At 67.8% G+C, this 14,114-nt stretch carries 13 protein-coding genes; 6 read left to right on the top strand and 7 right to left on the bottom strand.

The genetic code is table 11. The features are described from left to right. Positions 1-101: 101 nt before the first annotated feature. Together E0E18_RS09615 and E0E18_RS09620 are read left to right on the top strand one after the other, a co-directional pair. Positions 102-1,385, top strand: a complete 1,284-nt coding sequence (locus E0E18_RS09615) for an MFS transporter (RefSeq protein ID WP_066585135.1) — start codon at positions 102-104, stop codon at positions 1,383-1,385. Between the two features lie 75 nt (positions 1,386-1,460). Beyond that, the gene (locus tag E0E18_RS09620) at positions 1,461-3,890 is read left to right on the top strand and encodes a glycoside hydrolase family 3 C-terminal domain-containing protein (protein ID WP_130840507.1); all 2,430 of its coding nucleotides are present in this window, start codon (positions 1,461-1,463) and stop codon (positions 3,888-3,890) included. Positions 3,891-3,941: 51 nt separating this feature from the next. Here E0E18_RS09620 and E0E18_RS09625 read toward each other — a convergent pair whose 3' ends face one another. Genes E0E18_RS09625 through E0E18_RS09635 form a run of 3 tightly spaced genes read right to left on the bottom strand, consistent with a single transcriptional unit; the run spans position 3,942 to position 6,538 of the window. Continuing rightward, entirely contained in the window at positions 3,942-5,120 is a 1,179-nt protein-coding gene (locus E0E18_RS09625) for an acetyl-CoA C-acyltransferase (protein ID WP_130840509.1), read from the bottom strand. Next, a complete protein-coding gene (locus E0E18_RS09630) occupies positions 5,117-5,791 on the bottom strand; it encodes a 3-oxoacid CoA-transferase subunit B (protein WP_174217128.1) in 675 nt (224 codons plus the stop codon). The genes E0E18_RS09625 and E0E18_RS09630 overlap by 4 nt, the downstream gene beginning before the upstream one ends. Before the next feature lie 3 nt (positions 5,792-5,794). Next, positions 5,795-6,538 carry a CoA transferase subunit A gene (locus E0E18_RS09635; protein ID WP_130840511.1) on the bottom strand — a complete coding sequence of 248 codons (744 nt, stop codon included), beginning with the start codon at positions 6,536-6,538 and terminating at the stop codon, positions 5,795-5,797. A 167-nt stretch (positions 6,539-6,705) separates the two neighbouring features. On the opposite strand from E0E18_RS09635, the gene E0E18_RS09640 reads away from it, so the two are divergent. Then, the gene (locus tag E0E18_RS09640) at positions 6,706-7,524 is read left to right on the top strand and encodes an IclR family transcriptional regulator (RefSeq protein ID WP_419866049.1); all 819 of its coding nucleotides are present in this window, start codon (positions 6,706-6,708) and stop codon (positions 7,522-7,524) included. Between the two features lie 95 nt (positions 7,525-7,619). On the opposite strand, the gene E0E18_RS09645 is transcribed toward E0E18_RS09640, so the two are convergent. Continuing rightward, the gene (locus tag E0E18_RS09645) at positions 7,620-9,980 is read right to left on the bottom strand and encodes a heavy metal translocating P-type ATPase (protein ID WP_130840515.1); all 2,361 of its coding nucleotides are present in this window, start codon (positions 9,978-9,980) and stop codon (positions 7,620-7,622) included. Positions 9,981-10,004: 24 nt separating this feature from the next. Then, positions 10,005-10,208 (bottom strand): heavy-metal-associated domain-containing protein, encoded by a 204-nt coding sequence (locus E0E18_RS09650; protein WP_066585109.1) that lies wholly within the window; start codon positions 10,206-10,208, stop codon positions 10,005-10,007. Positions 10,209-10,420: 212 nt separating this feature from the next. Between E0E18_RS09650 and E0E18_RS09655 the strand changes: the two genes are divergently transcribed. From E0E18_RS09655 to E0E18_RS14335, 3 genes are all read left to right on the top strand, one after another. After that, positions 10,421-10,753, top strand: coding sequence for a hypothetical protein (locus tag E0E18_RS09655; protein WP_130840517.1), 333 nt, complete (start codon positions 10,421-10,423; stop codon positions 10,751-10,753). Between the two features lie 72 nt (positions 10,754-10,825). Then, positions 10,826-11,443, top strand: a complete 618-nt coding sequence (locus tag E0E18_RS09660; RefSeq protein WP_474077609.1) for a YdhK family protein — start codon at positions 10,826-10,828, stop codon at positions 11,441-11,443. A gap of 74 nt (positions 11,444-11,517) precedes the next feature. Then, entirely contained in the window at positions 11,518-11,649 is a 132-nt protein-coding gene (locus E0E18_RS14335; protein ID WP_261796852.1) for a hypothetical protein, read from the top strand. Between the two features lie 146 nt (positions 11,650-11,795). Here the strand turns inward: E0E18_RS14335 and E0E18_RS09665 are convergent, their stop codons facing one another. Further along, positions 11,796-12,548 carry a decaprenylphospho-beta-D-erythro-pentofuranosid-2-ulose 2-reductase gene (locus E0E18_RS09665; protein WP_066585103.1) on the bottom strand — a complete coding sequence of 251 codons (753 nt, stop codon included), beginning with the start codon at positions 12,546-12,548 and terminating at the stop codon, positions 11,796-11,798. Positions 12,549-12,576: 28 nt separating this feature from the next. Further along, positions 12,577-13,992: a decaprenylphosphoryl-beta-D-ribose oxidase gene (locus E0E18_RS09670; RefSeq protein WP_130840519.1), complete on the bottom strand. Its 1,416-nt coding sequence runs from the start codon at positions 13,990-13,992 to the stop codon at positions 12,577-12,579. Positions 13,993-14,114: the final 122 nt, after the last annotated feature.

The following is a 14,114-nucleotide window of genomic DNA, read 5'->3' on the forward strand; positions in this document are numbered from 1 at the left end:
CGCGGCGTTCGGTGCCGAAGACAGTCGGCAGGACAGCGGTGCCCGACAGGCCGGCACGACAGCCCGGCACGACGGGTCGGGCGGTCGTAGGATGACTCCCTGTGAACTCCCCCCGCACCCGCAGCACCCGGCCCGCCACCGCGCGGTCACTGACGGCCGCGGCGTACATCTTCGCCGTCGTGATGATGGGGACGACCCTGCCCACCCCGCTGTATCCGACGATGTCGGCCGCCTTCGGGTTCGGGTCGGCGGCGACAACTGTGCTCTTCGCCGTCTACGCCGTGGGCGTCGTCGCCGGACTCGTGATCTTCGGGGGCCTCTCCGACACCCTCGGCAGACGCCCCGTCCTCGCCCTCGCCCTCGGCCTGTCCGTGCTCTCCGCACTGCTGTTCCTGGTGGCCGGGCTGCCCGCCGCAGGTTCCGGGGCGGAGGCCACGGGCGGGACCGCCGCAGGACTGGTCCTGATGTACCTCGGCCGGATCCTGTCCGGCTTCGCCGCCGGGATATTCACCGGGACGGGGACGGTGACGGTCATGGAGAACGCTCCGGAAGGACGCGCCACCCTGGCCGCCGCGGTGTCCACCGCAGCGAACATCGGCGGCCTGGGTCTGGGCGTCCTCGTCGCCGGGTGCGTCGCCGCTGTCGTGGACCGCCCGCTGGTCTGGCCGTTCGTCGTTCACGCCCTCATGCTCGCGGTGGCGGTGCTGCTGCTGCCCGGTGTGCGCGACCGGGTGGAACGTGGCGGAGGTGGCCACGTCGGTGTCCACGTCGGTGTCCACGTCGGCCGGTACGGGGGATGGCTGCCCCGGCCGCGGGTGCCGGCCGTTCCCGCCCCGGTGCGCGGACTGTTCGTCGCCGCAGTCCCCGGGGTGGTCGCAGGCTACACGGTGTGCGGTGTCTTCTCCTCGCTTGCACCGACCTTCATGACCCACGACCTGGGAATCAGTTCCCCCGCGACGGTGGCGACGGTGACCGCGGCCCTGTTCCTCGCCTCGGCCGGCGCCCAGATCCTGTTGCGCGGCTGGTCCGACCGGACTCTGACCGTGCTCGGACTGGTGCTGATCACCGTCTGCTCGGTGACCGTCATCGTGGCTCTCGCAGTCGACAGTCTGGCCCTGCTGATCGTGGCGTCGGTGTGCGGTGGTGTGGGCCAGGGGCTGACCTTCATGACGGGGCTGCGGGCGATGACCTCCCGGGTACCCGCAGGACAGAGAACTGCGGTGACGACCTCCTACTTCATCGTCGGCTACCTGGCGCTGGCGGTGCCCGCGATGTTGGCGGGGTTCCTCACCATTCCCCTGGGCCTGGTGGGTTCGACGACGGTGTTCTCGGTGGTCACCGTCGTACTGTCTCTGGTGGGACTGGGACTGTCCAGACGGTACTGACCGGCGCCTGACCGGTGGCCGGACAGTCTCCCGGCACAGCTCTGCCGCCCCACGGTTTCGCGTACAAAGGACCACATGAGCGACGGCACCCTCCACAATGAACCGGCCACCGGCACCGGCGGCTTCGACGTCACAGGCCTCACCCTGGAGCAGCGGGCCTCCCTCGGGTCCGGCCGGGACTTCTGGACCACCCGTGAGATCGCCGCGACAGCGACGACCCCCGGTGTCCCCTCGATCACCATGACTGACGGGCCCCACGGCCTGCGCCGGCAGGACGGGGCCACCGACCATCTCGGAATCGCCGGGGCGGTACCGGCGACATGTTTCCCTCCCGCCGCCTGTCTGTCGCAGAGCTGGGACCCCGACCTCGTCTCCCGCGTTGCCGCGGCGATCGCCGACGAGGCACTCGCAGCCGACGTCCAGGTGGTCCTCGGCCCCGGCATCAACATCAAACGGTCCCCGCTGGGCGGGCGCAACTTCGAGTACTACTCCGAGGACCCGCACCTCTCCGGCGTCCTCGGCAGTGCCTGGGTGACAGGACTCCAGGGTCGCGGGGTCGGAGCCAGTGTCAAACACTTCGCCCTGAACAACCAGGAGACCGACCGGATGCGTGTCAGCTCCGACGTCGACGAACGCCCCCTCCACGAGGTCTACCTGCGCGCCTTCCGGCGGGTCGTCGAGGACGCCGAACCCGCCACCGTCATGTGTTCCTACAACGCGGTCAACGGTGTTCCGGTGCGGCACAGCCGTGAACTCCTCACCGACATCCTGCGCACCGAATGGGGGTTCACGGGCGCGGTCGTCTCCGACTGGGGTGCCGTCGGCGGCCGGGTCGAATCCGTCCGGGCGGGACTGGACCTGCAGATGCCCGCCGACGGCGGCACCGCCGACGCAGAGGTCGTCGCCGCGGTACAGGCCGGGGACCTCGACGAGGACGCGGTCACCACCGCGGCGTCGCGGGTCGCGGCCATCGCCGCCCGCTACCACCGGGAACACGACAGTGCTGTCGCAGAAGGCAGGGTGACCCCGGGAGACCAGGGCTGGGGTGCACACCATGAGCTGGCACGGGAGGCCGCGGCGTCCTCGGTTGTCCTGCTCAGCAACAGGGAAGTTGACGGACGCCACCTGCTCCCCCTCGACCTGTCCGGAGTGACCGGCTCCGTCGCGGTCATCGGCGTCTTCGCCGACCAGCCCCGCTACCAGGGCGGCGGCAGTTCCCACGTCAACCCGACCAGGGTGGTTTCCGTGCTGGACGCCGTCCGCGACACCTGGGACGTCCCCGTGACCTACGCCCCCGGGTTCACCGTCGACGGTTCCGGCCGGGACGCCACACTCGTCGCCGAGGCCGTGCAGAACGCCGCGTCGGCGGACGCCGCGGTCGTGTTCCTCGGTCTCGCCGCAGACCAGGAGTCCGAAGGCTTCGACCGCACCGGTGTCGACCTTCCTGAGGAGCAGCTCCACCTCCTTGAGGCGGTGGCGGCCGTCCAGAACCGGGTCGTGGTGGTCCTGTCCCACGGGGGAGAGCTGGCACTGCGTCCGGTACTCGACCACGCGGGAGCGGTGCTGGACGCCAACCTCGCCGGTCAGGCGGGCGGGGCAGCGGTCGCCGACATTCTCTCTGGCCGTGTCTCCCCGTCAGGAAAGACCACCTCAACCTCTCCTCTCCGACTACGGGACACCCCCTCCTACCTCGACTTCCCGGGAGAACACGGTCATGTGCGCTATTCGGAGGGGCTGCACGTGGGGTACAGGTGGTACGACGCCCGTGAACTGTCCGTCGCCGTCCCGTTCGGGCACGGTCTGAGCTACACCACCTTCGGCTATGACGGGGTCACCGTCCACGTGGACGGTGACGTGGACGGTGACGGTGCAGGCGGGGCTGTCACGGTGACTGTCACGGTGACTGTCACGGTGACCAACACCGGTCACCGTCGGGGACGCGAGATCGTGCAGGTGTACGCCGAAGTCCCGGACTCTGCGGTGCAGAGGGTGCCCCGTGCTCTTGTCGGGTTCGGCACCGTCACCCTCGACCCCGGTGACAGTGCTGAACTGGAGATCCACGTCGACCCGCGTGACCTCGAGTACCGGGACACCAGGCTGCACCGGTGGGTGCTGGAGTCGGGTCGTTATGTCTTCCACGTCGGTGCCAGCAGTCGTGACCTGCGAGGACGTGCAGAGGTGGTGCTGGAGGGCAATGCCCCTGACGTACCGCTGACCCTCGATTCCACGGTGGCGGAGGCGCTCGAGTACCCGGCGGTGGCGGAGATGATCGGACGCGCCCTCGGCGGCATGACCGGGCAGACCGCCGATGAGAGCCCCGTCGACCAGGGGTCGGGTACGGCGTCGGACGCCGGGTCGGGTACGGCGTCGGACGCCGGGTCGATGGGGGTGGGGCTGGCCGATCTGCTCGGTGGCGTCCCCCTGGAGCGGCTCATCGCGCTCTCCGGCGGCAAGGTCACCCGGGAAGACCTGCAGAAACTGTTGGACGCCGCCGGTACCCGCTGAGCCGGCGCTGAGCCGGCCGGGAGTATCGATGAGCCGGCCCGGAGTGTCCGCTCAGCAGGCCCGGAGTATCACGGCACTGCCCTGACCTCCGCCCCCACAGATCCCGGCGGCACCGAGGGAATCCCTGCCGACGGCGGCGAGCTGTCGGGCGAGCGTGCCGACGATGCGGACGCCGGAAGCGCCCAGTGGGTGGCCCAGTGCGATCGCACCACCGTGACGGTTGACTGTCGCAGGGTCCACTCCCAGTTCGCGGGTCGAGTGCAAGGCGACGGCGGCGAAGGCCTCGTTGATCTCCACCGCCCGGAGATCCTCCGGTGAGGCGGACAGCCTGCCGAGCGCGACAGAGATGGCGTGGGCGGGCTGGGAGTGGAGCTGCACGTCCGGTCCGGCCACGAATGCCGTGGACTCGATCCGGGCGATGACTGTCAGTCCGAACTCATGGACGGCGGTGGAGCTGGCGATCACCAGGGCCGCCGCACCGTCGGAGATCTGCGAGCTGTTTCCGGCGGTGATGGTGCCCCGGTCCCGGTCGAAGGCGGGCCGGAGGACAGCGAGACGCCCGGTGGTGGTGTCCGGCCGTACCCCGTCATCGGAGGAGACAACGGTGAAACCCTTCCGTGAGTTGACGGTGAACGGGGCGATCTCCCCGGCGAGGAAAGATCCGGAGGCCGCCGCCCGGGAATGGGAGCCGGCGGCGAAGGCGTCCTGCTCCTCCCTGGTCAGCCCCAGTTTCCCGTTCCCCTTCTCGGTGAGGACGCCCATCCCGGTGTGCTCGAATGCATCGGTGAGGGCGTCATGGTCGAGCGTGTCGACCAGCTGGCCGTCGCCGTACCGTACCCCGCTGCGCAGCCGGACCGCGTGCGGTGCCTGTGACATGGACTCCTGGCCGACGGCGAGGACGATGTCCGCCTCGCCGGTGGCGATGAGCCGGGCGGCCTGGGCGACAGCCTCAGCACCGGACAGGCAGACGGCGTTGAGAGTGACGGCGGGGACGGTCATCGGGACACCCGCACCCACGGCGGTCTGGCGGGCGGGATTCTGGCCCGCCCCACCCTGGAGAACCTGTCCGACGACCGTGATGTCCACCCGGTCGGGGGAGACTCCGGCTCGGGCCAGTGCGGCCACGGCCGCGTGGGCGCCCAGCTCGGTCGCCGGGACGCCGGCGAGCTGCCCGTTGAAACGGGCGAAGGGGGTCCTGGCATAGCCCACTATCGAGGCGGTCGCGGTCATCGGTTCTCCCGGATCGTCGGGCCGTCCGGAGACGACAGGGTGGGTGAGATGTCGTAGTCGGCGCCGGTGAGCCGCCGGATCTCGGACTCGTCCACGCCTGGTGCGGTCCGGACGAGAACCAGCCGGTGGTCGATGATGTCGAAGACCGCCCGGTCGGTGATGATCCTGTCGACGACGCCGACCCCGGTGAGCGGCAGTGAGCACCTCTCGACGATCTTCGGGCCGCCGTCCCTGGTGACATGGTCGGTGATGACGATGACCCGGGGTGTGCCGGCGACCAGGTCCATGGCACCTCCCATTCCCTTGACCATCTTCCCGGGGATCGTCCAGTTGGCGAGGTCACCGTTGGCGGCGACCTCCATCGCCCCGAGAATGGCGGTGTGGATGTGACCGCCCCGGATCATGTCGAAGGACAGCCCTGAATCGAAGACGGAGGCTCCTTCTGCCAGTGTCACCGTCGCCTTCCCCGCGTTGATGAGGTCGGCGTCCTCCTCACCGTCGTACGGGAGAGGGCCCATCCCGAGGATGCCGTTCTCGCTCTGGAGGTGGACGCTGACGCCGTCGGGGAGGTTGTCGGCCACCAGCGTGGGGATTCCGATGCCCAGGTTCACGTACTGGCCGTCGGTGAGTTCAGCCGCGGCTATCGCAGCCATCTCGTCGCGTGTCCACATGATCTATCCTCTCTGACCTGCAGTTGCCGGGGCGGGTTCTGTCGTACTGCCGGGCCGGGGTCTCACGGTGCGTTTCTCGATGAACTTCTCCGTCCTGGCCGGCCGGTACAGCCGGTCGACGAAGACGCCCGGAGTGTCGATACGTTCCGGGTCGAGGAAACCGTCGCTGAGAACCTCGACTTCGGCGACAGTGGTTCTCCCGCAGGTGGCCACCAGAGGGTTGAAGTTTTTCGCGGTGAGCCGGTACCGGAGGTTTCCTTCGCGGTCGCCGGTGTGGGCGTGGACGAGTGCCAGGTCGGCGACGATCGCGCGTTCCAGGATCACCCGCTGGCCGTCGAACTCCGCCTCCTCCTTGCCCTCGGCGACGGCGGTGCCGACACCGGTGGGGGTGTAGAACGCGGGGATGCCGGCTCCTCCGGCGCGGATCCGGGCGGCGAGCGTTCCCTGGGGTACGAACTCGACCTCCACGTCGCCGGCGAGGTACTTCTCGGCGAAGATGCGGGATTCTCCGACATAGGAGCCCAGCACCTTCCGGACCTGGTTGTTCTCGAGGAGGATGCTCAGTCCGCGACCGTCCACGCCCATGTTGTTGGAGATGATGGTCAGGTCTTTCACTCCCGTGTCACGCAGTGCTGTGACGAGGTCGAAGGGGACGCCGCAGAGTCCGAAACCGCCGACTGCCACACTCATCCCGTCCCGGACGAGATCTTTGAGGGCCTCTGCCGGGCCCGAAACGGTCTTTGCCACCGCTGCTCCTCAGTTGTTCATCATATGGTCGTCATGCTCTCCGTCGGCCGGACTGCCGCCGGTCGGTATCTGCACTGTATGAGGAGCCGTACGGCAGTTCAACGCATTTTTCTGGATCGGCGGCGATTGCTCTCATGGTGGAGAACGTATGGGGTAGTGTCCGTAATGTGGACACATCACAGAGTGGGAAAGCTACACGGACATCACTGTCCGGCCGGCCCGACCGGCCCGGCGGCACCCAGGTCGTGGCCAGGGTGGCGGGTATCCTCCGTATCGTCAGCCAGATGATGCCGGAGGGTGCCGCCACCGGTGAGATCGCCGCACGGGCCGGACTGACCCGCCCTACGGCGCACCGCCTCCTCAGCTCCCTGACCACCGAGGGGCTCATCGACCGTGACCCGGGGTCGGGACGGTGGATGCTCGGCCCCGAGATCTTCCTGATGGGCACGGTCGCCGCCGACCGGTACGACGTGTCCCGACTGGCCGGGGAACACGTCAGCGCACTCGCCCGGGAAACCGGTGAAAGCGCGTTCTTCTCAGCCAGGAGAGGAGACGAAACAGTCTGTCTGCTCCGGGAGGACGGCAGCTTCCCGGTCCGCTCCTTCGTCCTTCACGAAGGACGCCGCTTCCCTCTCGGCGTCGCCTCGGCAGGGCTCGCGATCCTGGCGTTCATGCCGGACGCCGTGGTTGACCGTTATCTGGACCAGGCGGAACTTCACCGCGACTACGGGGAGAGCCACTCCCCGGGACAGATACGTGAGAGGATCGCCGAGACCAGGAGATCGGGCTATGCGGTGAACCCGGGGCTGATCGTGGAGGGAAGCTGGGGCATGGGCGCGGCGGTCTTCGCGTCCGGTGGTCAGCCGTCCTGGGCGCTGAGCCTCACCGGGATCGAGCACCGGTTCGCAGCCGGCAGACGCCGCCACCTCGGTGCTCTGCTCCTGGACCATGCCCACCAGCTGTCGCAGCGGCTCAGTCAGAGTTGACGGTGTGCTGTGGGGAGAGTGCCCGGGAAGGCGGCGTGCGGGGCGGTCCGGGACCCGGGTGTCCCTGACCCGGCAGTTCGGGTAGCCCGGGCCGTTCAGTTGCCGGCTGTGGTCGGCCGGAACCTCCGCAGCCTCAGCGAGTTGGAGACGACGAACACGGAGGAGAACGCCATCGCGATCCCGGCGAGCATCGGGTTGAGCAGGCCAAAGGCGGCGACCGGGATGAGCACCACATTGTAGGCGAAGGCCCAGAAGAGGTTGCCGTGGATGATGCCGAGGGTCTTCCTCGACAGTCGGACGGCGTCGACGGCCGAATGCAGATCGTCGTTCATCAGGGTGATGTCACCGGCCTCGATTGCCACATCCGTCCCTGATCCCATGGACAGTCCGAGATCCGCTCTGGCGAGGGCGGCGGCGTCGTTGACACCGTCCCCGACCATGGCGACGTTTCTGCCGGCAGCCTGGAGGGCGGCTATCCTTTCCACCTTCTGTTCGGGGCGGACTCCTGCGATGACGTTGTCCGGGCTGATACCGACTTCGGCGGCGACGCGCGCTGCGGCGCCGGCGTTGTCCCCGGTGAGCAGCACAGGGGTCATTCCGAGGGCCTTCAGGTCCGCGACCGCGTCGGCGGAGCCGGGTTTGACCGTGTCCCGGACGGTGATCACTCCGGCAGGGGTCCCGTCGACGGTGACGAGTACCGGAGTGGCGCCGGACTCCACTGCTGAGCTGAAGTTGCTGCGCAGTTCATCAGGCAGTGTGTCGGTGGGGTCGGGGCGTCCCACCGAGACGGTGTGCCCGTCGACCGTCGCGGTGACGCCGCGGCCTGCCGTGGAGGTGAAGTCAGTGGCCTGCAGGCCGGTGGAGTCTCCGGTGTCCGCCGCGGCCCGGACGATCGCCTGCGCGACCGGGTGTTCGGAACCGGATTCGACCGCTGCCGCGAGCTGGAGCAGGGCATCCTGGGGGTGGCTGTCTGTCCCTGTGACGTCGGTGACTTCCATGACCCCGGTGGTGACGGTGCCGGTCTTGTCCATGACGACGGTGTCCACCCGTCGGGTGGATTCCAGCACCTCGGGGCCTTTGATGAGCAGGCCGAGCTGTGCTCCACGCCCGGTTCCCACGAGCAAGGCGGTGGGGGTGGCCAGCCCGAGGGCGCACGGGCAGGCGATGATCAGGACCGCGACTGCGGCGGTGAACGCCTCGGTGATCTCCGCACCGGACGCCAGATGGGCGATGAGGGTGACAACGGCGATGACCATCACGACCGGGACGAAGACCTGGGAGATGCGGTCGACGAGGCGCTGGACGGGTGCTTTCGAGGCCTGTGCGTCCGCGACGAGGCGGGCCATCTGCGCCAGGGTCGTGTCTTTCCCGGTCCTGGTGACCTGCACGAGCAGTCGTCCGGAGGTGTTCACCGTCGCCCCGGTGACCGTGGAGCCGACGGTGACGTCGACGGGCAGCGACTCTCCGGTGAGCATCGATTCGTCGACGGCGGAGGTGCCGTCGGTGACGGTGCCGTCCGCCGCGATCTTCTCACCGGGGCGGACCATGAGGATGTCGCCGACCCTGAGGTCTTCAACGGGGATGTGGACCTCTCTGCCGTCCCGGATGACGGAGGCGTCTCTGGCGCCCATGTCCAGCAGCGCGCGCAGGGCTTCGGAGGAGCGGCCTTTCGCTCGGGTCTCGAACCATCTGCCGAGCAGGAGGAAGACGATGACCACGCCGACGGATTCGAGGTAGATCTCGTCCATTCCGTCGTGGCCGCCGGTGGCGGGCACGAGGTGCATCTGCATGGTCATCCCGGTCATGCCTGCGTTGCCTATGAACAGTGCCCACAGGCTCCACAGGTAGGCGGCGGTCGTGCCGAGGGAGACGAGGGTGTCCATGGTGAAGGCGCCGTGACGCAGGTTGATCAGTGTCGCCCGGTGGAACGGTGCTCCGCCCCAGAAGAAGACCGGGGAGATCATCGTCAGCGCCGCCCACTGCCATTTGTCGAACTGGAGGGCGGGGACCATGCTGACCAGCACGACGGGGAAGGTGAGGATCGCCGAGAGGATCGTGCGGTGGAGCAGGTCGGCGGCCTCGGCGTCGCGGGCGGCGTCCACCTTGGCCTGGCCGGTCTGTGGGCCACTCTTCGGGGAGGACGCCGCGTCTACGTTGTCCGTGTCTGTGTCGCTCTCATCGGCTGAGCTGTCGGCCATGGTGAAGGCGTCGTAGCCGGTGTTCCGGACCGCTTGGATGACCGCATCGGGGTCGGTCTTCGACGGGTCGTAGTCCACCTTGGCGGACTCGGTTGCGAAGTTGACGGTGGCGTCCACGCCGTCGAGCTTGTTGAGCTTGCGCTCGATGCGGGCGGAGCAGGAGGTGCAGGTCATGCCTGTCACACCGAGGTCGAGCTGCACAAGGTTGACCGGGCCGACCGGGTCGACCGGAGGGGTGGTTCCTACCTGCTGTGTCATTGCTGGTCAGTCCTTTGTGGGGTGTTACTTGACGATGTCGTAGCCGGCTTCGTCGACGGCGGCGGCGACCTGCTCGTCGGTGAAGCCTTCGCCGGTGACGACGACGGCGCCGGTGGCCGGGGTGGCCTCGACAGCGGTGACGCCCTCGATGGTGCCGACCTCCTTCTCGACGGCCGCCTTGCAGTGTCCGCAGCTCATGCCGGTGACGGTGTAGTTCTTCGTGGCCATGGTGGTGATCCTTCCGTGTTGTGTGGCGTGCGCGGGGCCCGTGTGGTCCTGCCGTTCGTCCGATTCCGAGGATATACCCCTAGGGGGTATATTTCAAGGGCGGCGGGAGGAGTGGGGGTGCCGACGGGCAGAGGTGGCGCGCATTGATTGGGGACGTGCGGGGCGCCGCGTTCCGCACCTGACTTCTGAATCTTTCAGACGAGAGGAACATCATGTACGGCGAACCTGCATCTGCCGTTCGCACGACACGCTCCGGATCCGCGCAGAGCGCCCGCAGACGACACGGCCTGCGTCGCAGGGTGGCCGCTGTCTCGGCTGCCACACTGCTCGCAGTCGGTGGAGCGACCGCCGTCGCGCCGTCCGCCGCCGCCCAGGGCCTTCCGGAACCCGTCCAGACCTCGTACGACGCTCTGCCTCCGAGCGCGCAGTCGATCGTCGGCAGCATCGTCTGGAGTGGTCCGCTCGCCCTGGCGGCGCTCTACTATTCCGTCTGGTGCCCGATCGTCAACAGTGACAATCCCACTCCCGGCGTCTGCTCGTTCTGACGGCTTTCCCGGGTGGGAGGGGGAGTCTCTGAGGGGTGTCTCAATACCCCGCGGGGGTATACCATCGGCGGCATGAAGATTTCACGTACCCCTGCCCTGGCATCGCTGGTTCTGGCGTCCACCCTCACTCTCGCGGCCTGCGGAGACGATTCCGACAGTGGACATGACGGTCACGAGGGTCACGACATGGCGGACATGACCGGCATGACCACCGAGGACGCTGACGACGGTGACATGGGTGACATGCACGACCACGCCATGGACGGCGGTGAGGCGCCGGCCGGTATCGAGGACGCAGTGAATCCGATGTATCCGGTCGGTACCGAGGTGACCGTGCTGGCCGATCACATGGAGGGGATGGAAGGCGCGACCGGCACTGTGACCGGCGCCTACTCGACCACGGCCTATGCGGTGAGCTACACGCCGACCGACGGCGGCGCACCGGTGAGTGACCACCGCTGGGTCGTCCAGGAGGAGCTGGAGAACCCCGGTGACGCCCCGCTCGCCGACGGCACCGAGGTCACACTCGCCGCCGACCATATGAGCGGAATGGAGGGAGCGACCGCCACCATCGACTCCTCGACGCAGGAGACCGTCTACATGGTGGACATCACCACCGATGACGGGATGACGATGACGAACCACAAGTGGGTCACCGAGAGCGAGCTCGCCCCGGCGGACGCGGAGTAGCGCGGAGCAGGGGCCGTCCCTTCGCCTCTTCCCCTCCTTCCGCCTGATGTCCGCAACTCACCCTCACCAGCAGGATGAGCAGCGATTTCGGCTCCGGTGAGGGTGAGTTGCGGGATGTGGAGGAGGCGCATGTCGAGAAAGCACCCCCACCGGCAGCTGAACAGAGCTACGGCACCGCCAGCTTTCCCGTGTATTCGATCGGATAAGGATATTGGAGGAGAAAAAGCACTCTCACAGGCAGCCGCCGAGGGTTCGCCGGGGGTTCGACGACTGGTGAGGGTGCTGATTTGACGGTGCTGATTCGACGAGGGGGCGGGCGGGGCGTGGTGCCCCGCCCAGACCGGGTACCGCCCTAGATCGGGAGTTTGCGCACCACGAACTGCGGCAGGTTCTTCAGGATGAGCATCACCCAGCGGAACAGCGGGTGCACCCAGATGACGGATCTGCCGGCGTCCACCCCGGCTGCCACGGCCTTCGCGGCGACGGACTTGTCCACGGTGAGCGGTGCATCGTCGAGCCCGTCGGTCATCTTCGTCCTGACCTGGCCGGGCCGGACCGTGAGAACGTGGACCCCGGTTCCCCGGAGAGCTTCACCGAGCATGCGGTAGAACCCGTCGACCCCCGCCTTGGTCGACCCGTAGACGAAGTTGGAGCGGCGGACCATCTCGCCGGCGACGGAGGAGAACACCACGATCTGACCGTGGCCCTGCTTCTTCATCCGGTCGGCGAGCAGCACCCCCACCGACACTGCACCGGTGTAGTTCACCTCTGCGGCGAGCACGGCCTGCTTCTGGTCCTGCCACTGCTGTTCATTGTCGCCGAGGACGCCGAAGGCGACGATCGCGAGGTCGATGTCCCCCTCGACCGAGTTGATGACGGCGTCGTGCGTGTCGAAGGCGGTGGCATCAAAGTCGACGGTCTCCACCCCGGACGCGCCGGCTGCTTCGCACCGCGCGACCGGACCGCTGAGGTCGGAGCCTGCGCGGGCGGCCAGGATGACCCGGGCTGGTCCGCGCGAGAGGAACTCCTCGACGACGGCGAGGCCCAGGTCTGAGGTTCCGCCGAGCAGGAGGATGGACTGGGGCTTACCCACGGCATTGATCATGTGAAAGGACTCCTTGCAGGTAAACGGTCTAGTTCAGTTCGAGACGACGGGACATGTCCGAGGCGAAGACGCCTGTCGGGTCGATCTCCCGGCGCGTGTGGAGCCAGCCCTCGAGACCCGGGTACATCCGGTGGAAGTTCTCCGCCGAGGTCCGGGACTCCTTCGCCAGGTAGAGGCGTCCGCCGAATTCCATGACCCGCTCATCCAGGTCATCGAGGAAGGCGCCGAGACCCGGACGGATCGGGAAGTCCACACAGACGTTCCAGCCCGGCATCGGATAGCTCAATGGTGCGCGGTTGCCCGGTCCGAAGAGTTTGAAGACGTTGAGGGCGGAGTAGTGGCCGGAGGCCTGGATGTCCCGGATGATCTGCTTGAACGGCTCCACCGCCTCGGTGGGCACCACAAACTGGTACTGCAGGAATCCCTTGGGGCCGTAGCCGCGGTTCCACTCTCCGATGAGGTCGAGCGGCTGGTAGAACTGCGTGAGGTTCTTGATCTTGTTCTTCGCCGGAGCCCCCATCGCGTAGTAGGCGAGGCCCACCGCGGACAAGGTCAGCTTGTTCATGGTGAACGAGGGGAAGATGTCCGGGACGGTCATGAGCTGGGGGGCGTTGAACTTCAGCGGGTCGGCGGCCAGTTTCGGGGCGAACTCCTTGAGCTGGTCGAGTGTGGCCAGCGACCCGCGTGAGATCGTGGACCGGCCCAGTCTGGGCTCGGGGGAGATGCAGTCGAACCAGGCAGAGGAGTACGTGTAGTTGACCTCGGAACCGTCGGAGTGGGCGGCGACGGTCTCGTCGAGGGTGTTCGTCCTCTCGGTGTCCGCGATGAAGTAGGCGGTCTCCGTCTTCGTCATCTCCACGGTGGCGCGCAGGATGATCCCGGTCAGTCCCATGCCGCCGACGGTCGCCCAGAACAGAGTGCCGTCCGGGTCGTCAGGGGAGCCCTCGGGTTCGAGGTGGAGCACCCGTCCGTCCGCGACGAGCAGTTCCATGCTGCGCACGTGGTTGCCGAAGGAACCTGCGGAGTGGTGGTTCTTGCCGTGGATGTCCGGTCCGATCGCACCTCCCACGGTGACCTGGCGGGTACCGGGGAGGACCGGGACCCAGAGGCCGTAGGGAAGCGCCGCCTTCATGAGCTGATCGAGGGTCACGCCTGCGTCCACGTCGACGAGGGCGGTGTCCGGGTCGATGGAGTGGATGGTGTTCAGCGGCTGCATGTCGATGACCAGACCGCCACCGTTCATGGCGGGGTCACCGTAGGAACGACCCATGCCCCGGGCGATCACTCCACGCCTGAGGTGGTCCGGCTTGTCCGCGTTGGAGTCGGCGACCTGCGCGACAGCGGCGGCGATGACGTCGACGTCCGGGGTGGACAGAACCTCCGCCGTGGTCGGGGCGGTGCGGCCCCATCCGGTGAGTGTCCGGGTGTGCGTCTGTAATTCCATGGCGTCCACACTACAACCGGGGTCGGACACGGAACGGACTTCCGGTGCCGGCCGGTCGGGGATAGTGACGCATCTTTCACCCACGTCGGTGCACCGGCACCACCACAGATATGCCATAGTAA

The sequence above is a fragment of the Corynebacterium neomassiliense genome, from assembly GCF_900626215.1.
Classification (GTDB): Bacteria; Actinomycetota; Actinomycetes; order Mycobacteriales; family Mycobacteriaceae; genus Corynebacterium; species Corynebacterium neomassiliense.